The organism is Sulfitobacter sp. F26169L (assembly GCF_026410285.1).
Classification (GTDB): domain Bacteria; phylum Pseudomonadota; class Alphaproteobacteria; order Rhodobacterales; family Rhodobacteraceae; genus Sulfitobacter.
In genome coordinates this window covers 17,777-38,820 of record NZ_JAPMLP010000007.1, presented here as the reverse complement: position 1 = coordinate 38,820, position 21,044 = coordinate 17,777, and the positions used below count along the sequence as shown (strand labels likewise).

Here is a 21,044-nt window from a genome sequence, read left to right as displayed (position 1 = left end):
ACCAGAAAAGGGGCAGACCCGTGCCTGCCCCTTTTATCATTAGTCGGTAACCCGCTCAGAGCGCGCCATCACACCGCGCACATACTGCGTCGTGCGTGTGCGTGCCAACGTCCGGCAACACCTTCCAGCAGCGCGCGCATTTGTCCCCGTCCGCTTTGGCAAATGTCACGCCAACGCCTGTGATGTCGGGCAAAGTAAAGGCATCAGCAGGCGCATCCTCGGCGATCAGCGTAATCTGGCTGGTGATGCACAGATCGGCGAATGTATCCGCATCCGGCATCACTTCCGCCAGCTCCGCATCCAGATATACGGTCGGGTCGGCCTCAAGTGACGAACCGATCACCTTTGCCGTGCGCTGCGCTTCAAGCGCGCCTGTCACTACGCGCCGCACCATGCGGATTTTTTCAAACCGCGCGGCCAAAGCATCGTTGCGCCAGTTGTCAGGCGTGGCGGGGAAATCCTCCAGATGCACCGATGTGTCGGCTCCGTTACGCTCCAGCCAGACTTCCTCCATTGTGAACGGCAGAATCGGGGCCAGCCATGTGGTCAGCCGCGCATAGAGGTGGTCCAGCACCGTCAGCGCAGACAGGCGGCGCGTTGTATCGCCATCACAATACAGCGCATCCTTGCGGATGTCGAAATAGAAGGACGACAGGTCCAGCGTTGCGAAATCGAATATCGCGCGGAACACACCCTGAAAATCAAACCTTGCATAGCCGTCGCGCACCACACCATCCAGCACCGCCAGCTTGTGCAGCATCAACTGCTCAAGCTCTGGCATGTCTTCGGCTTGCACAGCGCGCGCCGCATCGAAATCGGGCAATGAGCCGAGCATGTAACGCATGGTATTGCGCAAGCGGCGATAGCTGTCGGCAGTGCCTTTCAAAATTTCCGGCCCGATCCGCTGGTCGGCGGTATAATCGGTCTGCGCCACCCAAAGACGCAGGATATCCGCGCCGTATTGCTCGATGATCTTTTCCGGCACAATTGTATTGCCGACAGATTTGGACATCTTCATGCCCTTTTCATCCAGCGTGAAACCATGGGTCACGACCTGCCGATAAGGCGCACGCCCGTAGGTGCCGCACGACTGCAACAGTGACGAGTGGAACCAGCCACGGTGCTGGTCGGTGCCTTCCATGTAAACGTCAGCGATCCCGTCTTCCGATCCGTCCTCGCGGTCGCGCAGGGTGAAGGCGTGGGTCGAGCCGGAATCAAACCACACATCCAGAATGTCGGTCACCTGATCGTAGTCGTCAGGGTTGACGATGCCGCTCAGGAAACGCTCTTTCGCGCCATCTTCATACCAAGCATCCGCGCCCTCGGCCTCGAATGCCTCAACGATACGCGCGTTCACTTCTGCATTGCGCAGCAAAAACTCTTCGTCTGTGGGCAGGACACCTTTGCGTACAAAACAAGTCAGCGGTACACCCCATGCGCGTTGGCGCGACAGCACCCAGTCGGGGCGTGCCTCCATCATCGCATGCAGTCGGTTGCGGCCCGATTTCGGAGTCCATTTAACGTTATCAATCTCGGTCAGCGCACGCTCGCGGATGGTTTCGCCGTGCTGGTCCTGACCATCACCGACCTTTTTATCGATTGCAGCAAACCACTGCGGCGTGTTGCGATAGATCACCGGCGCTTTGGAGCGCCAGCTGTGCGGGTAGCTGTGTTTGATCTTGCCACGTGCCAGCAGGCCGCCCACCTCGACCAACTTGTCGATGACGGCGGCGTTGGCGTTGCCTTCCTTGCCGTTAGGCTTGAGGATCGCCTTGCCGCCAAAGAACGGCAGGTCATCGCGGTAACGTCCATCGGGGTTCACGTTATAGGTGATCACCTGCCCCAACATCCCCAGCTCGCGGTAAAGGTCATATTCCTCCAGACCGTGGCTTGGCGCACAATGCACAAACCCCGTACCTTCGGTATCGGTCACAAAATCAGCCGCGCGGAAATCACGCAGGTCGTCCCACTCTCCGTCCGCGCCCTCGGCACCGGCCAGCGGGTGCTGCAATTTGATCTTTGCCAGATCATCCTGGCTCACATCGCACAAGCGGCGGTACATCGTCTCATCAAGCCGCGCAGCCGTCAGCACGCCCTCGGCCAGATTATCCGCCAGCAGATAGCGATCGCCGATCTTGACCCAGCTTTCCTCGGGACGGCCCGTGATCTCGTACAGGCCGTAAGAGATGCCCGCGCCGTAAACAACGGCCTTGTTGCTTGGCATTGTCCACGGTGTTGTCGTCCAGATCACAACCTTTGCCGAATCCAGCGTCGCATCCCCCGTGCCCACAACGTTGAACTTCACCCAGATCGTGAAGCTCTCCTTGTCGTGATATTCGACCTCGGCCTCCGCCAGTGCGGTCTGCTCGACCGGTGACCACATCACGGGCTTTGATCCCTGATACAGCGTCCCGTTCATCAGGAATTTCATAAATTCCTCTGCGATCACGCGCTCGGCGTGGAAATCCATCGTCAGATAGGGGTTTTCCCAGTTGCCTGTGATGCCAAGGCGTTTGAACTCTTCGCGCTGAATATCTACCCAACCGGCGGCAAACTGGCGACATTCGGCGCGGAATTCATTGATTGGCACCTGGTCCTTATCGCGGCCCTTCTTGCGGTACTGCTCTTCGATCTTCCATTCGATCGGCAGGCCGTGGCAATCCCAGCCGGGGATATAGCGTGCGTCAAAACCCATCATCTGATGACTGCGCACAATCATATCCTTGATGGTTTTGTTCAGCGCATGACCGATATGCAAATGGCCGTTGGCGTAGGGCGGGCCATCGTGAAGGGTAAACGGCTTGCGCGCTTCGGTCTTGGCCTTTTCGCGCAGGCGGTCATAGATGCCGATCTGCTCCCACCGCTCCAGCCACGCAGGCTCGCGCTTGGGCAGGCCGGCGCGCATTGGAAAATCGGTCTTTGGCAGGTTCAGGGTGGATTTATATTCTGGTGTCTGTGGAGTGTCGGCACACATGTGGCGCGTCCTTTATGGTCGGAAATTTCAAAATCAGGGAAGCGGTGCGAGCGGTTCAAACACCTTTGCCCGGCAGCTCAGGACAGGCTGAGCGCCGGGGAAGTAATTCGCTGTATGATCAGGTGAACTGTCATCTTGACGGGCTTATAAGCGCGCAGGCCAGAGGGGGCAAGCGTGTCTTGAAGACAGGGCTACTCCTGTGCGGGCAAATCAGGCGGTCCGGTTGTGCCACCCTCTGCTGTGCGGTCACGGTCCTGCGCCCAGCGGTTCAGCCATGCAAGGGCCGCCAGCGACAGGCCCAGCACCAGCAGCGAGAATACCCGCGTCAGGCCATCCAGATCGGATATGTCGATCATGAATACCTTGGCCACAGCCAGACCGATCACCACCAGCCCCGCCTTGCGGATCACCGCAGAACGACGCGCAAGCGATTGATAGAACAGACCGGCCCCGACAATAAGCAGCACGATTGTGTAGGTGTACTGTTCGGGTTGCGATATACCGAAGGTCAGGCGCATTTCATCGCCCCCCTGCCAGAAATGGCGGATGACGGCAAAGCCCCAGAACGCCAGCAGCGCAGCACCAGCCGCCGCGAGTACAACACGCAAACGGTGATCAATCCTGACCAGCCGCCACGCCCCCAGCAGCAGCACCAGCGCAGGCAACGCATAAGCCGCAGCCAGCGTGTTGACCAGCACCGGGCCAAAGACAAAGCTTGTTTCGCCACCAATCAGCAGCGGGTTCTGATCACTCAGCGCAATTGCCAGCGCGCTGACACCGATCACGGAAAACACTCCCGCCAATCCCCAGCGGATCTTGTCCAGCAGGGCGCTTGTGCGACCCTCGGTGCGTTGCACCTGCGCCAGCGCCAGCCCGAGCCAGATCGCCGCATTCAGGCCAAGGCTCCAGTGTGTATCGACATAGGATCTCCCCACTGCGCTTTCGATCCAGCGCAACAGCAGCAGACTGACCAACAGGCCAGCGGTTGACCATGCAGCAGAATCCAGCATGACCTGCGCAGTCCTGCGCGCAAGCGGGCGCAACAGCCACAGCGCGGCAACAAACGCAACCAACGTGCCGCCATAAGCCAGCAGAACACCGCCCAGCGGCCCCTCTGCGCCGTATTGCAGCCCCGGATCGACCACCAGACGATAGCCAAGTGTCACAACACCAACTGCGATGAACCAGCCCAGCGGTGGCAGGCTCCATTGGCGGTCCAGCGCGGCAGCAGCAACAACCGTGACGGCCAGCGCCACCGTCAACGCAACCGAACTCAGCACAATCACGAAAGCGAACGCCATACACGATAATGCAGACATCACCGCAAAACTGACCCTGAGGCGGGCCGCCCCGTCATGGCGGGCAAACCGCTCGGCAAACAATGCCATCAGCACCGCCAGCGCAGCCGCGTGAAGGGCCCACGGATAAGGGCCGATCACTTTCGCAGGGTGCCAGCTTGCCTCCAGCACAATGGCCATTGCGGGCGCATAGACTGCGGCAACCACGGCCCAGATCACGCCAAACTGCCCCCCGCGCAGGGAACGCCATATCGCAACAAACGAAATGGCCACGCCGATGCCCACCAGGATCGTGATTACCCAAGGAAAGACCGCTTCGACATTCTCACTATAGGTCTGGGTAAAGCGGGTGTAGCTGATGCGCCGGTTTTCCGCCTGCGCAAAGATCGACAGCAACAAGGTAAGGGCCGGCAGCAATGCCGCATCCTGCAATGCCGGCGCCCGGCCGGACCAACCGATCAGCACAACGCTCAGCACGGTGAGCAGACCAACACTGAGCCAGATCTCCGCCTCCCCCGGCTTCCAGAGGATCAGCAGAATCACACAGCTTGCCGCGACGCTGGAAAATGCCATCAGCGTGGGGAAGGATGGCCAGTGGACACCGCGTGCTTTTGCGCCGATGGTCATCCGCCCCAGTACCCCGAGCATCGCTGGCGGGCCAGCATGATCGGGTGAAAAGCTGCGTGCAGGGATCAGGATGGCCAGCAGCGCAAGTGTTGCAAAGTACAACTGCCCCGTCCAGGCAGTTGCGCCGCGTCCGTCCAGCACAATGGCAAGGCCCATAAGATATGCCAGAAAAAGCGTCAGCGCAGATATCCAGCCCCAGCGCCGGATTGTATCCACGCCCAGTCCCAGTACAGCGACAACCGCGAAATAGCCGAACAACGGACTGGGATCACTGTTGGAATTGCCCAGCACAACCGGCGCACCATACGCACCGATGACACCCACCGCCACCAATAGCGGCCCGTGCATCCAGCCCAGAACAATCGCGATCAGTGCAACAATCACCATGCCGCCCATCGCTGCTCCACCGCCGATCAGGTCATACAGCATACGCGCCGACAGGATTGCCCCGAACAATGTAACGATCCCTGCACCGGAAAACACCGAAGGCAGATAGGCCGTGGCCGAACCCGCATCATCGCCAAAGCGGCGACGAATAAACTCGCCCACACCGATCAGCGCCGCGCCAAAGGCAAGTGCCGCGGCGACACGCGCCCGCGGCGGCAGCAGGCCGTTTTCCATGCCGTATTGCACAAGGAATATCCCCGCCAGTGCCAGCGATGCCGCCGAAACTGCATAAAACCAGTTCTGCTGAAGCCATGGCCCGAGGTTTGAGAGAGCCTGGGCGATAGGTGATGGCGCCCGCGGGGGCGGTGAAGATGCCTCGACAATAGGCGGCGGCGCGGTTCGCGCTTGCGCCCGTGGCTCGGGGGTTGGGCCAGAGTCGCGCGGGATTGCAGGCGCAAGCTCGGGGTCTGCGGCTGGGGGTTTTGGTGCTACGGGCTGCGATGCGGTTGAAGGCGTGACATTTGTTTGCGCTGCAACACTGCCACGGCGCAGCGCCTTGATCTCACGCTCCGCGTCTTCCAGACGTCTGCGCAGACCCGATTGGCCGATCACCAACACAACCAGCGTTACGGGAATGGCCAGCACCACAAGTGCCAAAAATACCAAAAGGGCTTCCATCTGCTCGTATCCCGTTTCTGTCTTTGCGTTCTGATAACCTAACCGCGCAGCCATGCCATGCAAATTATGGAAACCCTAGCTTTCCTTGTCCGACTTACTGAACAATCCACCGAGACTGCGCGCGATTATCTTGCGTACTCTGGGTCGTGCGGCAGGGGTAAAAGGCAGCGGGCGACAGACCTCCATCGCGGCCACGCCGACACGCGCGGTCAACGCACCGTTCACCAGCCCTTCGCCAAACCGGCGGCTGAGCTTTGCCAGCAACGATCCCCCGAGGATCGGTTCGATCATATCATCGCCCACCGCGACTGCGCCCGTTGCCACCAAATGCGACAGCACCGCACGGGTCAGCCGCCAACTGCCGAAAAAGCCGGAGCGCCCGCCGTAAACTTCGGCAATACGCCGGATCATCCGCAGATTTGCCGTAAGCGCGGCAGCAACATCTGCCAGCGCCAGTGGCACCAGCGCGGTCACGGTTGCAACCTGCCGCGCCGCCGCTTCGACTTCACGTTGAGCGGCAGCATCCAGCGGCGCCAGCACTTCGGTCTCGGCAACGGCCAGCAACGCCGCCGCGTCGAACTGGTCTTCGCGCAATTCCGCCAGACGCTCACGGCCCCAGCGCGTGTCCTCGCGGCCCTTGTACAAGCGCACAAGCCGGTCGGTTACATCGCGCGCGGCAGCAAGATCTTGGTGGGCAAGTGCCTGAACCGCACTGTGACGCAAGCCATCCAGCCGCCCCAAACGCCCAATGGCGGCCAGTTCACGCAGCGCAACCAGCGCCAGCACCAGCAAAAACGCGCCCAGCAAAACGGACATCGCCGTGCCGACCAGCGGATACCGCGCCATGAGATCGGTGATGAAATTCCACGCCGCGACGGATACCAGCGCACCGATCAGCGCCGCCAACAGGCCCCAGAACAGCCGCGTCAGCCGCGAAGGTTTGCGCGCGGCCAAACGCGCCGCAATCTGCATCGCCTGCCCCTTCGGCGCGTCCGGTTCGCCAATATCATTTACGGGCGGCGCATCCGCCACAGAGGGACGCGTGCCCGCTTCGTCATCCAGATCAAAAAGTACGGGGCCCTTGGCCATCAGCCATTCTCCCTTTGCCACTCGAACCGGATGTCCGGCAGTTTGGCATCATTGCCCTCACCATCCGTGCGGCTAATCTCTCCAAATCCGGCCTTGCCGTAGAATCGCGTCGCGCGTTCGTTGGCCTGATAGCTCCACAGGCCCAGGTTATTTGCGTTGCGCTGCGCATCCGTGATCAATTTGCGCGCCACCCCCTGCCCTTGCAAGTGCGGTCGCAGATACAACCCGTGAATCTCGGTCCCCTTGCGGGCAATAAATCCGGCAAGCGCGTCGTCCACATAGGCCGTGCGCACCCAACCGGCGGCAATCATATCGCCCACCAGCATAATTTCTTCTGCACCGCTGTAGAGCTTTGGCAGCCATCCAAGCTGCGCGTTGGCCGCCCCCATGATATCAGCCAATTTACCTGCATCCAGCGTGCGTGCAGGGCGGATTGTGACGACGCTCATAACCGGTCTCCAATCAAAAATTCTGCGGCGCGGTCCAGCCGGATGTGCGGCGGCCCGTCACCGGGGCGCAAGGTAAGCGGTGAAGGCGCAAAGCGCATAATCTGGTAATCTGCATCAAGCCATTTTTGCGCCCCCGTCCGTGCAGGGTTCAGCAAGGCCCCCGGATCATCGGGCAGATCACCGGGATAGAATGCGGCCTGTTTGCCTGTCTCAAGCAGGGTGCCGCGCACGACATTCAGTTCTGCTCCTTCGTGTGTCATCGTCGCTTCGGTGGTCGCGCGCAGGGAAGCAATGGCAAGCGCCTGCGTTTTGGCCCCGGCAAATCGCGCCCGCTCACGCGCATCACGGGTCAGCGCCTCCATAATCGCCGTCAGTTGCGCGTGCTGGCTGTGGTGCAAATGATCTGCCTTGGTCGCCGCAAACAGAATTTTCTCAACCCGCCTGCCGCCCAGCAAACCGGTGAGGAAACTGTTTCGTCCGGGCCGGAACGCGGCGAGGGTTTCACTCATCGCTGCGCGCAGGTCTTCGACCGCTGGGGGGCCTGCATTGATTGCGCCCAGCGCATCCACCAGCACAACCTGACGGTCGATACGGGCAAAGTGATCACGGAAAAACGGCTTGACCACTTCGCGCTTGTAGGCCTCGTAGCGGCGGGCCATTTCCCGACGCAGGCTTTTGCGATTGTCTGCGCTGCTGGCGGGCAGCGGTGCAAATGTCAGCACCGGTGATCCGGCCAGATCGCCGGGCAACAAAAACCGCCCCGGTGTGCAATCGGAAAAGCCGTCGGCGCGCGCCTGCGTCAAATACGCGGCAAAGCTATGCGCCAATGCCTTGGCCTGCGGCTCTTCAAGTGGTGCCTGTGCATCTGTTTGCGCGACCAGCGCCAGATATTCGCGCGCTTGCTCGCGCGGGGCGATGCGGCCCAGCGTTTGCGCGCTCCATTGATCATAACTCAAATCCAGCAGCGCCAGATCCAGCAGCCATTCGCCAGGATAGTCGACAATATCCAGATGCACGGTGCGCGGCCCCTGCAATCCCGAAAGCAGCCCCTTTGGTCTTACCCGCAGGCTCAGCCGCAATTCGGACACTGCGCGGGTGCTGTCGGGCCAACTGGGTGAACCGGCGGTCAGCGCGCCCAGATGTGCCTCGTATTCGAAACGCGGGATCGTATCGTCTGGCTGGGGCTGTAGAAACGCCGCCTCGATCCGCCCTTCGCTTGCCGCGACAAGCGCGGGCATCCGGCCACGATCCATCAGATTGGCCACCAGCGACGTGATGAAAACCGTCTTGCCCGATCGGGCAAGCCCCGTCACACCCAGCCGGATCACCGGCTCGAAGAAGGTTTCCGAAACTGTATCCTGCACGGCTTCGACCTGCCGCCAGATGCCGTCGGCGATTTGAGAAAGTACCACGCGCGTTCATGCCCTTTTTGTTGGGTCTTACATAGGGCGGTTCCACAGGGATTGCCACAGGGCAGCACCCGCGATAAAGCCCCTTTTATGCCACGCTATGTACTTGCAGTTGAATATGACGGCGCGCCGTTCCACGGATGGCAGCGTCAGGCCGATCACCCCTCGGTGCAGGGAACGATCGAGGCTGCGCTGGCGCGGCTGGAGAAGGGCACCCACAACATTGCAGCGGCGGGGCGGACAGACAAAGGCGTTCACGGCTTGCGGCAGGTGGCCCATGTCGATCTTGCGCGCGACTGGACGCCCTTCCGCCTGTCCGAAGCGTTGAATTACCACATCAAGCCGCATCCGGTGGCGATTGTGGATTGTGCCATTGTGCCGGATACGTTCCACGCGCGGTTCTCCGCGCTGGAGCGGCGCTATCTCTTTCGCATCCTGCCCCGCCGCGCACCGTTGACCCTGACAAAAGGCCGGGTCTGGCAGGTAAAGCAAAAGCTGGATCTGGCCGCGATGCAGGAAGGGGCAAGCCATTTGCTGGGCCAGCATGACTTTACGACATTCCGTTCCACCATCTGCCAATCGCTAAGCCCTATCAAGACATTGGATAAACTGGATATTTTCGAGGTCGAGACAGAGTACGGCCTGGAAATACGCCTCGACGTGCGCGCGCGCTCGTTTCTACACAATCAGGTGCGCAGCTTTGTCGGGACGTTGGAGCGGGTGGGCAGTGGATCGCTGAAGCCGGCGGATGTAAAAGCCGCGCTAGAGGCGCGGGACCGCGCGGCTTGCGGGCCTGTGTCGCCGCCCCACGGGCTGTATCTTGCAAGCGTCACCTATGAAACATCGCCCTTCGCCTAATCGTTATCGCTTAGACCGGCACCCGCGCCGGACTGGCGCGATGCAGCGCTTTCCGGCACCAGAATACGCGCCGCCAGTGCGGCCCACCCAAGATAGATTTCGTCACACAGATCAATCCGCTGCACCGGCGTCCGCTGTGCCGGTTTTGTCAGGTCAATGCGCAGGATGTCATCGTCATTCAGAGCAGCTGTGTAGGGCAAGGTCGAAACATAGCTTTGGACAAGGCTGCGCTCAAAGCCATGCAGCGCACCGCATGCCCGGCCCTGCTCTGCGCGCTCTTCAATACAATTGATGGCCAGCGGCAATTCGATGATTGCACCTTTTGGCAGTGCGGCCAGCGCACGGCCCAACACCCCATCATCACGCCCCGCCATCAAATGCGCCGCTGCCGCCACTCCGAACCGTGCCGCCTGCGCAGGGGGCGCACCCGCCCCGCGCGCGGCCTTGGCGGCCAGCATCATGACTTCGTTTGCCGAGCAGTTCATGCAGCAAACACCGGCAGCCACCAATCGTCTGCGTCCCAGTTCAGCTCGTCCGCGAGGGGCGCACCCTGACACAGATTAATCCGTGTCCAGCGATCCGACTTGGGGTCGAATTTGGAGGCGCCGAAAAAGGACAGTTTGCAGCGCAGCATATCGACAGGCAAGCATTTCTGCGAAATCAGATTATCGCGGATTTCAGCGTAGGGGTAAGTGGCTGCAAGCGTCACACGCTCGACTGCAAGGGCGTGGTCGGGATGACGGGCCAGAAACCCGCTGACCCGTTCGGCAGTGTCAGGCAGGTCAGCATAGGCCGCCTGTACGCGGCGCGCGATGTCTAACGGTGTCTCCATCAAAGCGCCGTCTTCCTCGAAACGCTGGCCCAGTCGCGGCTCCATTTTGGCCTCGGAGACATACCAGAACTGACCGCAGTTATCTTTTTGCGCATAATCCACGTCCAGCGCCCAACCGAACGACTGCTTGATCTGCGCGCGCAGCGCCTCCGTGTCTGGCAGGCACGGCGCATAGGCCCCGAACGGATCGGCCATGCTATCGGCCAACCCGTCGACCAAATCGCCGAACGGCTCTATCAGCAGCGCCGCCATCAATTCCTGAACATCCTTGCTCATCTTCCGGACGGACTGCATGGCAGCACAAACGGGCATTTCGCGCGCCAGTGCCTGTGGGGTCAGCACAGCAACCGCATTCGCCCAATCCTCGCCCAACAGTTCGATGCGGGCTTGATGGGCGTTATCGGAAACAGTCCACTGCGCCAGATGCGCGCTGGCGCGCGCCGCCAATACCCCCAACCGCGCGATCTGCGCCTCTGTCAGATGTGTCACCGCGCACACACGCGCCAGCGCCGTTTCGCGCGCCATCATCCAGTTGTTCAACAGCACCGGATGGGTCACCAGAAAGGGTGCCATGCCAAGCCCTGTGGAGTTCCCAACCCCCAGATGCCGCTTGGTTTCACGGTCAAGCGTGCCGCGCCCAACGTGTTCTGCCAGCGCGTGGGTGAAATGCCGGATCAGCCAGACCGTCAGCATTTCAGCGGCAAACGGGCCGCCCAGTCCGGGACGGGTATCGTAGCTGGCCCGATCCGCGATGCCGAATTTGCCGTTGCCATAGACAGCGGTTGTGCGCATCAGATAGCCGATATCACGGATCAGTTCTGCGTCGGGCTGGCGTCCGGCGCGCAGTGCCTGTGTGACATGATCGAACAGGCGGACAGATTTGTTTGCACGACTTAACACCAGATCGCGCGGCCCGAACCGGCCTGCCTCTTGCAGGGGGGCATTTTTCACGATCCGCGTGATGTCATCTGCATCGGGAATACCGTCAAACAAGACATAGGCACTATCCCACGCGGTAGCGATCGCACGATCCGTCCGCAATTCCGCTGGCAGATCGGTTGAAACAGCAACCAGCGAATAGGTAAAGCCCCCTAGATCGATGCTGAATACAGCATGGCCAAATCCATTGTCGCACATCTGCCAGACGTGCTGGCTCACCTGCGCCTGTTCATCAGACAGGCGGCGGATAAGGCAGCGCAAAAACGACAGACGCGTCGGAAACATCGACCCCAAACGCGAAAGGCGCATCACCTCTTCGGGGGGGCGCAACGGCATTTGCGGTAGGGGAGCAATAAAGTTCTTCACTCCATCACCCTCGACCTGTTGAAACAAACCGGAACAGCCAAGCCGCGTTAAAACCACGCCTGAGAACATCAGGCCTAGCGCAAGCGCGGTGCAAAGCGTCGATCACAGGTGCATCCATACTCTATTGATGACCATGTGTTATGCGCCGGTCCAGAAAAAACGAATCCAACCAGCACCGAAAACCAATTCCGCAATGCTAATGCAGCGATAATTGCAGACACTCATACAAGAGAGGTTTGCACATCTTTGATGGTCTTAAATCAACATGCCGAACCAAGTTATCACTGCGGCCCAACAGCGCATGCCGGATTAACCGCACATGCGCAAAGTATAGATTTCAACAGGTTGGCATATCTTCCGTTTTAAATTTCCGTGACGGCGGATGCTGCCAGCACAGCCCCTGTAGGCGCACCTGTAGGGGAGCCGCCTTGCGGTTCGTCAGATATTGCCAGCGTGATTTCAGCAGCGCGGCTGCGTAAATCATTCGGCAAGACCACGCGCATTTTTTCGTCAACAGGCAGAACGCCCAAAGATACCGGCGCCTGCTGCGGTAGAATCGCCCAGAGTTCGAATGCCCGTCCGCGCGCCTCTTCGCCCGCGACACGGCTGACGGTAAGATCACCGCGCAAGGGATCAAGTACCGCCAACACCTGTAGGGGCACTGTTTCGCCCGTCAGCTGCGTGGCGTACAGCACGTCACCTGCAACCGGCGGTTCCGGCCCCAATTGCTGAATGCCCAAATAAGCCGCCAACGCAATCGCGGCAAAGCTAAGACCTTTCCACACCCAGATACGTTCGGAGAGCGGCACAGCAGGCGCGTTGAACAGCGCTTTCATCAAACGCTTTTTTACCCGCTTGGGCGGCACCACCGGTTCGATGCTGTCGGTCATGGCGACCATACGTTCCTGCCATGCGGCAACCAGCGCTGCAAATTCAACGTCACTGGCCACCCTGCGCTGCGCGGCAAGACGCTCTTCACCCTCGAGCAGGCCCAGAACAAGCTCTGCTGCAAGAAGGTCGGCCCCTTCGGGCTGGGGTACGTCGTCTATATCGGAAAAATCACTCACGGCGCATACACTCCCTGAGGGAAATAAGCCCCCTGCGCAACCACGTGCGCATCGTATTGATCGGCACTGAAAAAGCTGCCGCAAGCTCTGCATAGGTTTGCCCGTCAAGATACGCGCCGCGCACGGCAGCACCGCGATCCTCTGCCAGTTCATCCAGACAGTTCACCAGCCGCTTCGCCTCAGCCCCCGCAACAGCCAGCGCTTCGGGCCCTGCCCCTGTCGCCGCCAGCTCCAGCCCGGGAGTGTCAATGTCCTGATGCCCCTTGCGGGTTGCGCGTATCCGGTCGATCGCTGTGTTTCGTGCGATCGTGATTAGCCAGGTCATCGGACTGAGCCCATTGGCCTGATACCGCCCGGCGTTCTTCCAGATTTTAACAAAGCTGTCCTGCATGGCATCCTCTGCTGCGGCGCGATTGTTCAACACACGCAGGCAGACACCGAAAAGTTTCGCAGAGGTAGCATCGTAAAGCAGGGTAAAAGCTGCACGGTCATTCAGTGCGACCCGACCAATCAGCGTTTCGATTTCGTGACGTTCCATTCAATGACACCCGCTACCCTAAGGATTTGAAAGTGACGCATTGGATCGCAATGTCAAATGCGCGGATGATATTGCCGGACATTTGCAATTCGTTGAAAGCGGTCAGGCTGAACCGCCCGGGTGCTGTCGATAGACGCGCACGCAGGATATTTGTGCAAGACAACAACAGCCTGGCCGGACCTGATACCGCAACCGCAAAACCCTGCGCACGATCGCGCGACATTTTCGGACAGAAAACCACTGGGCATCTACGGTTTGACATGATTATCCTCACCCCATCGAAACAACCGCAGAGCGACGCCATGCATACCCCTTCCCGTTCCAGTTATGATGTGGTGATCATCGGCGGCGCTGTCTTTGGCTCTTCCGTGGCGTGGTGGCTGACGCAGATGGCCGGATTTGACGGGCGCGTTTTGGTTGTGGAACGTGATCCAACCTATACCTATGCTTCAACTTCGCACACGAACAGCTGCATCCGGCAGCAGTTCAGCAATGCAACCAACATATCGGTCAGCCAGTTCGGCGCAGAGTTTATCAAGAATTTCCGCACCTACATGGGCGGCAACCCCGACGTGCCGCATCTGACGATCCACAGCTTTGGCTATATGTATCTGGCCGACACGCCCGAATTCGCGCAAACCCTGAAACAGACACAGGCCGTGCAGCACAGTCTGGGTGCAGGCACAAAACACATGAGCCGCGATGAAATCGCCGCCGCCTACCCCTTCTACCATTTGGATGACATTCTCGCCGGCAATCATAATCTGGTGGATGAGGGTTATTTCGACGGGGGCACCATGTTTGACTGGTTCAAACGCGGTGCGCGCGCGAATGGTGTCGAGTATATCCATGCCGAGGTTTCCGCGATTACACGCGCAGGCGATGCCGTGCAAAGCGTGACACTGGCGGATGGCACCGAAATTGCCTGCGGCACAGTCGTCAACGCCTCGGGCCCGCGCGCGGCGGCTACCGCGCGTATGGCGGGGCTGGAAATTCCTGTTGTGCCGCGCAAACGCTATACGTTTATCTTTGATGCCGCGCAGCCGCTTGACCGTGATCTGCCACTTACTATCGACCCTTCGGGTGTGCATTTTCGCACCGACGGAAAATACTATATGGCGGGTGCCGCACCTGATGACGATACCGATGTTGCTTACGATGATTTCACTTTTGATCACAGCCTTTGGGAAAACAAGGTCTGGCCGACAATCGCCGCCCGTGTTCCGCAATTCGAAGCGATCAAGGTAGTCAACGAATGGGTCGGGCACTACGCCTACAACACACTTGACCAGAATGCGCTGCTGGGCCGCGCCGAAAGCTGCCCGAACTTCATCTTTGTGAACGGCTTTTCGGGCCATGGGTTGCAGCAATCTCCCGCGATGGGGCGCGGCATTGCCGAACTGATTGCATACGGTACATACCGCTCCCTTGATCTGGGCGCGTTTGATGTAAACCGCGCACCGCGCGGCGTGCCTTTCCTTGAAACTGCCGTGATCTGAATGCCGCACAGGAGCCTGCCATGACCGTAACCACCCGCCCCGTTGCCCCCGCCGACAAAGAAGCGTGGGAAAAACTGTATCAGGGGTACGCAGATTTCTATGGTGTCAAGCAAACCGATGCCATGCGGCAGACCGTTTGGGGCTGGCTGAACGACGACACCCACGAGGTAAACGGCCTTGTCGCCGAGCAAGACGGAAGGCTGATCGGCCTTACCCATTATCGCCCTTTTTCATCACCACTGGCGGCAAATACGCGCGGTTTTCTGGATGACCTGTTTGTTGATCCCGCCGCGCGCGGCAGCGGTGCGGCGCAAGCGCTGATCGACGCGGTCAGCGCTGTCGGGCGCGAAAAGGGCTGGACCATGATCCGCTGGATCACTGCCGAGGATAACTACCGTGCCCGCAGCGTCTATGACCGTATGGCAACCCGCACACCGTGGGTGACCTACGACATAAAGCTTTAACGCGAGGATAAAGCATGACCAAGCAAGAGGCGCGTCTGGGCGTTGATATTGGCGGCACGTTTACCGATGTGGTGCTGGAGGTTGACGGAGAAAGCTTCTCCACCAAGGTTTTGACAACCTACGCCGCCCCCGAAAACGCGATCATTGACGGAATGCATCAGGTTTGCACCAAGGCAGGGCTGACCCCGCCTGCAATTACCCAGATCATCCACGGCACAACGCTGGCCACCAACGCCCTGATCGAGCGACGCGGCGCAAAAACCGCCCTGATCACCACCGAAGGTTTCCGCGACGTGATCGAAATGCGCACCGAGTCACGGTTTGAGCAGTACGATCTCAATCTGCAACTGCCCGAACCGCTTCTGCCGCGCCAGATGCGCTATACCGTTCCGGGCCGCATTGATGCGACCGGTGGCGAGCTGGTCCCCCTCACCGCTGCTGATATCGAACCCGTGGTCGAGGCAATTGCGGTTGCCGGATATACCAGTGTCGCCATTGGCCTGCTGCACAGCTATCTGAACCCAGCGCATGAATGTCTTGTGCGCGATGTGTTGGCCAAACGCCTGCCCGATGTGATGATATCGCTCAGCCACGAAGTATCGCCGCAAATGCGCGAATACGAGCGCTTTAACACCGTGGTCGCCAACGCCTATATCAAACCGCTGATGAAATCCTATCTGGGACGCCTTGAAGGGCGGTTGCGCGAGGAAGGTGTGGGGTGCTCCATCTTCCTGATGCATTCGGGCGGGGGAATTATCTCTATCGAGAGCGCCGCCGACTTCCCTGTGCGGCTGGTTGAATCCGGCCCTGCGGGTGGTGCTGTGTTTGCCGCGCATATCGCTGCGCGCTACGGGCTGGACAAGGTGCTGAGCTTTGACATGGGCGGCACCACCGCCAAAATCTGCCTGATCCAGAACCAGACGCCGAAAACATCCCGCGTTTTCGAGGTCGCCCGCAGCTATCGTTTCAAAAAAGGCTCGGGCATGCCGATATCTATCCCCGTGATCGATATGGTTGAAATCGGCGCGGGGGGTGGGTCCCTTGCCCATGTCGATGCCATGCGCCAAATCCGCGTCGGGCCCGAAAGCGCCGGATCGGAACCCGGCCCGGCGTGTTACGGCCGCGGCGGCGCCCGTCCCGCTGTCACCGATGCCGATCTGGTGCTGGGCAAGCTTGATGGCGATAACTTTGCCGGTGGTTCCATCAAACTGGACGTAAAAGCCGCAAATGACGCCATGCTTGCGACACTGGGCACACCGCTGGGGCTGGATGCGACAACAGCTGCTTTCGGACTGGCCGAAGTTGTCGATGAAAACATGGCAAATGCCGCCCGTGTCCATGCCGTTGAAAACGGCGAAGACCTGTCGGAATACACGATGATCGCCTTTGGCGGTGCCGCCCCGCTCCACGCGGCGCGTCTATGCGAAAAACTGGGCATTAATCGCCTGCTTGTGCCACCGGGGGCGGGCGTGGGCTCTGCTATCGGGTTCCTGCGCGCACCGTTCAGCTTTGAAGCGACCCGGTCTGTCTACATGACCCTTGCCGGATTTGACGGGCCCGCAGTGACCACTTTGCTGGCCGAACTGAAATCGGAAGCGACCGCATTTGTGCGCACCTGCGCCCCTGATGCGGAGATTATCGCGGAATACAAAGTCTATATGCGTTACAAAGGCCAAGGTTGGGAAATTCCCGTCACATTGACGGCGCAGCAGGCGCAGAACCCTGATCCGGCAGCGTTCGAGGCGCTGTTCGAGGCCGACTACACCCGCCTGTTTGGCCGTGCCGTGGCGGGTATGGACATCGAAATCACCGTTTGGTCGGTCAACGCCACCACCCCGCCCCAACCCGTGGCGCGGGTGCAGCAGGATAGCGGCAGCAGCATTGCCGAAATAAACAGCACATGCAGCGTTTTCGATGCGGCCCTCGGCAGCACCGTGGAGGCCAAAAACTATCATCGCAACAAGATCGTATCCGGCGCAACAATCAGCGGCCCCGCAACCATCACCGAGGACGAGACGACGATCATCGTTCCCGCCAGCAGGGTGGCCGTGCGCCAGCCTGACGGCTGTATCGACATCACCACAAGGGAGACAGACGAATGAACAGCCCGTCAAATGTGGCCTATCAGGTGATGTGGAACCGCTTGATCTCGATCGTAGAGGAGCAGGCACAAGCGCTTGTGCGCACAGCGTTTTCAACATCGGTACGCGAAGCGGGCGATCTGTCTGCCGGTGTTTATGATGCACGGGGCCGGATGCTGGCCCAAGCGGTCACAGGCACCCCCGGTCACGTCAATGCCATGGCGGATTCCGTCGCGCATTTCATCCGCCGTATCGGGCGCGAAACGATGGCGCAGGGCGATGTGTACCTGACCAATGATCCTTGGGAAGGCACTGGCCACCTGCATGACATAACCATGGTCACCCCGTCATTCCACAACGGCACGCTGGTCGGTTTTTTCGCCTGCACCGCGCATGTGGTCGATATCGGCGGTCGCGGTTTCGGGGCGGATGCGAACTCGGTCTACGAAGAGGGGCTTTACCTGCCGATCATGCGCTTTGCCGACAAGGGCGAAGTGGACCAGACGCTCCTGCGCATTGTGCGCGGCAACGTGCGCGAACCTGATCAACTGGTTGGTGACCTCTATGCCTTGGCCACCTGCAACGAAATCGGCCACCGCCGTCTGATAGAGATGATCAACGAATTCAACCTGCCCGACCTGACAGGGATTGCCGAATTCATCTTTGACAACTCCCGCCGCGCCACGCTGGAGCGGATCGCCGCCCTGCCCCGCACCACCGCCAGCGGCGAAATGACAGTCGACGGTTTTGCTGCGCCCATCACCATGCGCGTCGCCCTCACGATTGAGGAAAACCGGATTTTGACCGACTTCACAGGCACCTCGGGTCTGGACCCCAAGGGCATCAACTGTCCGCTGGTTTATGCAAAGGCCTACGCCTGCTACGCGCTAAAATGTGCCATCGCGCCTGAAATCCCCAACAACGCGGCCTCGCTGGAACCGTTCGAGGTGTATGCGCCGGAAAACACCATCGTAAACGCGCTGCACCCCGCGCCTGTTGCCCTGCGCCACATCGTGGGACATTTCGTCCCCGATACGGTCTATGACGCGCTGGACAAGATCCTGCCCGATGTTGTGCCTGCTGAAGGCGCTGGATGTCTGTGCAATTTCCAGATCTCCCTGCGCCCGCTTGACACTGCGCCCCAAGGGGCAAAGCGCGCCGAAGTGCTGACATTCAATTCGGGTGGTGCAGGTGCGCGCCCGCAGGTGGACGGGCTAAACGCCACCGCCTTTCCTTCGGGCGTTATGACAATGCCGGTTGAAGCGACCGAGCACGCAGGCCCGGTGATCATCTGGCGCAAGGAATTGCGCCCCGGATCTGGCGGCGTGGGTCGCCAGCGTGGCGGGCTGGGGCAATACATGGAGGTCGGTGCGCGTGAAGGGTACGAGTTCGATATCTCTGCCATGCTGGACCGTGTTGATCACCCCGCCCGTGGCCGCCGTGGCGGCGGTAATGGCGCGCCTACTACAATTGCCCGCGATGACGGTACACCGATGCAAGGCAAGGGCCGCCAATCTGTGCCGCCCGGCACCCGCGTCCGGATGGCATTTCCCGGTGGTGCAGGTTACGGTCTCCCAGCCGAGCGCGACAAGGCCGCAATCATGCGTGATCTTGCAAAAGGTTACATTTCTGAAAGATCTGCGCTCGATGACTATAGCGTATCCGCCGAAGATATCGAAAAAGTGAAAGACGCCATTCGCGCGGGAGAGGATATCTAGCGCCCGCAATCACCATAACGACCAATCTAGCGCGCCAACGGTCACGCCCAGCACACACCACTGCGTCCACTGCGAAACAACAATCCGAAAAACCCATAATGAAAGGCCGGATCATGCCCGAAAAACTCAAGAAATTTGTTCTGACAGGGGCCGCAGGCCGCCTTGGATCATATCTGCGTGAACCACTTGCGGCGCTGTGCGACGAACTTGTTTCCACCGATATCAAGGACTCTCCGGGAAACCTCTATGCTGGAGAAACCTATATGCAGGCCGATCTGGCCGATTTTGACGCCATGGAGACGGTCATCAAAGGTGCCGACATGGTGGTTCACATGGGCGCGTTTGTGGACGAAGGACCTTTCGAGCAATTGCTCGGCCCGAATTTTATCGGCTCTTACAATGTCTGGGAAGCCGCGTCGCGCCATGGTGTTCGCCGCGTTGTATACGGATCATCCATCCACGCGGTGGGCATGTATCCGAAAAACCAGTTTATCGACACCGAAGTGGCGCACCGCCCCGATACATTCTACGGGCTCGCCAAATGCTTTACCGAGGATCTGGGCCGCATGTATTGGGAAAAGCGCGGCTTGGAAAGCGTACACATGCGCATTCTGTCCTGTGCGCAGGTCAACAATGCCCGCGCGCTCGGTTCATGGCTCAGCTACGATGATCTGATCCAGTTGGTGACCCGCTGCATTGAAACGCCTGTCACCGGATTTGCGGTGATCTACGGCGTCAGCAACAACGACCGCGCGCCTGTCAATAATTCAAAAGCCAGCTTTCTGGGCTATCGCCCGAAAGACAATGCCGAACAGTTCGCTGCCGAAGTGCTCGCTGCCGAGCCTACTATGGATCCGCAGGACCCCCATCACATGTGCCACGGCGGCCCATTTGCAGGAGTCGATTTGGGCAACTCCGGATTGGCCGGAATGAACGTAATCGACGATACGAAGAAGAGTTGACCTTTTGCGCAGACCGCCCGTTTATCAACCGGCGGTCTGCACAAAGCAGCCGCCACGACGACCAGCCCCGATAAACAAAAGAATTAATACTTATCTTTATCAAATACTTAGGATGTACTCTTTGCACGCATTGCGTCAACGAGCGTTAACTTAGTGAAATAAGCCCTTGAACATTAAAAGTATTTTCAAAAAATGCATATTAGCTCCAGATATCCACCTTAGAAACCACCCTCAATCCATTGTATAAAAACAATATTACAAAGATACTCACAGCCCCCTAGCCGAAAAGACGGATTGACGCGACAGAGATGTCGGCACTCATTTCCGCACCTATCGCCAGCACACCGATCCGGCGCAGACGCGCGGGGTTGAACGGTTGTTCGGTTTTCCGCTTCTCGAAATCGCCCCATGGCAGGCGGACGGTTTGCCAATTCTGCTGCGCGTCGAAAGCCGCACGGTATGATTGCCAGGGCTTTGTCAGCTCGTCGGTGCGCAGGCGCAATTCGTACTGCGCCCCGTTGCCCAGCACGTCCAGTTCCACCCCACACCAGCCAGAGGCATCCATCACCGCCCCGCCTGCCAGATCAAACGCCATCTGGACGAACCCGCCATGGTTTTCCAACGACACCTCACCGCTCAGGCGGGTTGCCATGCGCCCGTCAATCCGTGTGCGGGTGATCCCGCCGGTTGAAATGCCCCCCATCACGGTATCGGCAACATATTCCCACTCCGGTGTCAGTTCCATTGTTCCACTCTCCTGCCAAACATCATCAGATTGGTCATCTAGCGGCCCACAGTGCAGCGACCAG

Annotated in this window: 16 protein-coding genes; 6 read left to right on the top strand and 10 right to left on the bottom strand. The window is 59.6% G+C overall.

The features are described from left to right. Positions 1–55: 55 nt before the first annotated feature. The 5 genes from ileS to OS189_RS14475 all read right to left on the bottom strand — a co-directional run bounded on the left by ileS (position 56) and on the right by OS189_RS14475 (position 8,914). Positions 56–2,974 (bottom strand): isoleucine--tRNA ligase, encoded by a 2,919-nt coding sequence (gene ileS / locus OS189_RS14495; RefSeq protein ID WP_267168047.1) that lies wholly within the window; start codon positions 2,972–2,974, stop codon positions 56–58. Between the two features lie 191 nt (positions 2,975–3,165). Further along, positions 3,166–6,018 (bottom strand): DUF2339 domain-containing protein, encoded by a 2,853-nt coding sequence (locus tag OS189_RS14490; RefSeq protein ID WP_267168046.1) that lies wholly within the window; start codon positions 6,016–6,018, stop codon positions 3,166–3,168. A 21-nt stretch (positions 6,019–6,039) separates the two neighbouring features. Next, a complete protein-coding gene (locus OS189_RS14485) occupies positions 6,040–7,053 on the bottom strand; it encodes a YcjF family protein (RefSeq protein ID WP_267168045.1) in 1,014 nt (337 codons plus the stop codon). Next, positions 7,053–7,502 (bottom strand): GNAT family N-acetyltransferase, encoded by a 450-nt coding sequence (locus OS189_RS14480; RefSeq protein ID WP_267168044.1) that lies wholly within the window; start codon positions 7,500–7,502, stop codon positions 7,053–7,055. The genes OS189_RS14485 and OS189_RS14480 overlap by 1 nt, the downstream gene beginning before the upstream one ends. Further along, on the bottom strand, positions 7,499–8,914 hold the full coding sequence (locus OS189_RS14475; protein ID WP_267168043.1) for a YcjX family GTP-binding protein: 1,416 nt from the start codon (positions 8,912–8,914) through the stop codon (positions 7,499–7,501). Before OS189_RS14475 ends, OS189_RS14480 begins: the two co-directional genes overlap by 4 nt. 87 nt (positions 8,915–9,001) lie before the next feature. Here OS189_RS14475 and truA point away from each other — a divergent pair, with 87 nt between their 5' ends. Then, on the top strand, positions 9,002–9,769 hold the full coding sequence (gene truA, locus OS189_RS14470; RefSeq protein WP_267168042.1) for a tRNA pseudouridine(38-40) synthase TruA: 768 nt from the start codon (positions 9,002–9,004) through the stop codon (positions 9,767–9,769). Here truA and OS189_RS14465 read toward each other — a convergent pair. The 4 genes from OS189_RS14465 to OS189_RS14450 form a co-directional block, all read right to left on the bottom strand. Then, positions 9,766–10,254, bottom strand: a complete 489-nt coding sequence (locus tag OS189_RS14465) for a hypothetical protein (protein ID WP_267168041.1) — start codon at positions 10,252–10,254, stop codon at positions 9,766–9,768. The two genes, truA and OS189_RS14465, sit on opposite strands and share 4 nt — an antisense overlap. Then, the gene (locus OS189_RS14460; RefSeq protein WP_267168136.1) at positions 10,251–11,876 is read right to left on the bottom strand and encodes a hypothetical protein; all 1,626 of its coding nucleotides are present in this window, start codon (positions 11,874–11,876) and stop codon (positions 10,251–10,253) included. The genes OS189_RS14465 and OS189_RS14460 overlap by 4 nt, the downstream gene beginning before the upstream one ends. A 392-nt stretch (positions 11,877–12,268) precedes the next feature. Beyond that, positions 12,269–12,973 carry an anti-sigma factor gene (locus OS189_RS14455; RefSeq protein ID WP_267168040.1) on the bottom strand — a complete coding sequence of 235 codons (705 nt, stop codon included), beginning with the start codon at positions 12,971–12,973 and terminating at the stop codon, positions 12,269–12,271. Further along, positions 12,966–13,511 (bottom strand): sigma-70 family RNA polymerase sigma factor, encoded by a 546-nt coding sequence (locus OS189_RS14450; RefSeq protein WP_267168039.1) that lies wholly within the window; start codon positions 13,509–13,511, stop codon positions 12,966–12,968. Before OS189_RS14450 ends, OS189_RS14455 begins: the two co-directional genes overlap by 8 nt. A 302-nt stretch (positions 13,512–13,813) precedes the next feature. Here OS189_RS14450 and OS189_RS14445 point away from each other — a divergent pair, with 302 nt between their 5' ends. The 5 genes from OS189_RS14445 (at position 13,814) to OS189_RS14425 (ending at position 20,235) form a co-directional block, all read left to right on the top strand. Next, positions 13,814–15,010, top strand: coding sequence for an NAD(P)/FAD-dependent oxidoreductase (locus OS189_RS14445; RefSeq protein WP_267168038.1), 1,197 nt, complete (start codon positions 13,814–13,816; stop codon positions 15,008–15,010). Between the two features lie 20 nt (positions 15,011–15,030). Next, the gene (locus tag OS189_RS14440; protein ID WP_267168037.1) at positions 15,031–15,474 is read left to right on the top strand and encodes a GNAT family N-acetyltransferase; all 444 of its coding nucleotides are present in this window, start codon (positions 15,031–15,033) and stop codon (positions 15,472–15,474) included. A gap of 14 nt (positions 15,475–15,488) precedes the next feature. Further along, positions 15,489–17,576, top strand: a complete 2,088-nt coding sequence (locus tag OS189_RS14435) for a hydantoinase/oxoprolinase family protein (protein WP_267168036.1) — start codon at positions 15,489–15,491, stop codon at positions 17,574–17,576. Beyond that, positions 17,573–19,273, top strand: a complete 1,701-nt coding sequence (locus OS189_RS14430) for a hydantoinase B/oxoprolinase family protein (protein ID WP_267168035.1) — start codon at positions 17,573–17,575, stop codon at positions 19,271–19,273. Before OS189_RS14435 ends, OS189_RS14430 begins: the two co-directional genes overlap by 4 nt. Positions 19,274–19,371: 98 nt before the next feature. Then, a complete protein-coding gene (locus OS189_RS14425) occupies positions 19,372–20,235 on the top strand; it encodes an NAD-dependent epimerase/dehydratase family protein (RefSeq protein ID WP_267168034.1) in 864 nt (287 codons plus the stop codon). 277 nt (positions 20,236–20,512) lie between these two features. On the opposite strand, the gene OS189_RS14420 is transcribed toward OS189_RS14425, so the two are convergent. Beyond that, complete coding sequence (locus OS189_RS14420; RefSeq protein ID WP_267168033.1) at positions 20,513–20,980, bottom strand: CIA30 family protein; 468 nt, start codon at positions 20,978–20,980, stop codon at positions 20,513–20,515. Between the last annotated feature and the right edge of the window lie 64 nt (positions 20,981–21,044).

What these genes read in the sequence shown, in the direction of transcription:
- ileS (WP_267168047.1), bottom strand. Translation starts at nt 2,974, where the DNA reads ATGTGTGCCGACACTCCACAGACACCAGAATATAAATCCACCCTGAAC.
- OS189_RS14490 (WP_267168046.1), bottom strand. Translation starts at nt 6,018, where the DNA reads ATGGCTGCGCGGTTAGGTTATCAGAACGCAAAGACAGAAACGGGATAC.
- OS189_RS14485 (WP_267168045.1), bottom strand. Translation starts at nt 7,053, where the DNA reads ATGGCCAAGGGCCCCGTACTTTTTGATCTGGATGACGAAGCGGGCACG.
- OS189_RS14480 (WP_267168044.1), bottom strand. Translation starts at nt 7,502, where the DNA reads ATGAGCGTCGTCACAATCCGCCCTGCACGCACGCTGGATGCAGGTAAA.
- truA (WP_267168042.1), top strand. Translation starts at nt 9,002, where the DNA reads ATGCCACGCTATGTACTTGCAGTTGAATATGACGGCGCGCCGTTCCAC.
- OS189_RS14465 (WP_267168041.1), bottom strand. Translation starts at nt 10,254, where the DNA reads ATGAACTGCTCGGCAAACGAAGTCATGATGCTGGCCGCCAAGGCCGCG.
- OS189_RS14460 (WP_267168136.1), bottom strand. Translation starts at nt 11,876, where the DNA reads ATGCCGTTGCGCCCCCCCGAAGAGGTGATGCGCCTTTCGCGTTTGGGG.
- OS189_RS14450 (WP_267168039.1), bottom strand. Translation starts at nt 13,511, where the DNA reads ATGGAACGTCACGAAATCGAAACGCTGATTGGTCGGGTCGCACTGAAT.
- OS189_RS14445 (WP_267168038.1), top strand. Translation starts at nt 13,814, where the DNA reads ATGCATACCCCTTCCCGTTCCAGTTATGATGTGGTGATCATCGGCGGC.
- OS189_RS14440 (WP_267168037.1), top strand. Translation starts at nt 15,031, where the DNA reads ATGACCGTAACCACCCGCCCCGTTGCCCCCGCCGACAAAGAAGCGTGG.
- OS189_RS14435 (WP_267168036.1), top strand. Translation starts at nt 15,489, where the DNA reads ATGACCAAGCAAGAGGCGCGTCTGGGCGTTGATATTGGCGGCACGTTT.
- OS189_RS14430 (WP_267168035.1), top strand. Translation starts at nt 17,573, where the DNA reads ATGAACAGCCCGTCAAATGTGGCCTATCAGGTGATGTGGAACCGCTTG.
- OS189_RS14425 (WP_267168034.1), top strand. Translation starts at nt 19,372, where the DNA reads ATGAAAGGCCGGATCATGCCCGAAAAACTCAAGAAATTTGTTCTGACA.
- OS189_RS14420 (WP_267168033.1), bottom strand. Translation starts at nt 20,980, where the DNA reads ATGGAACTGACACCGGAGTGGGAATATGTTGCCGATACCGTGATGGGG.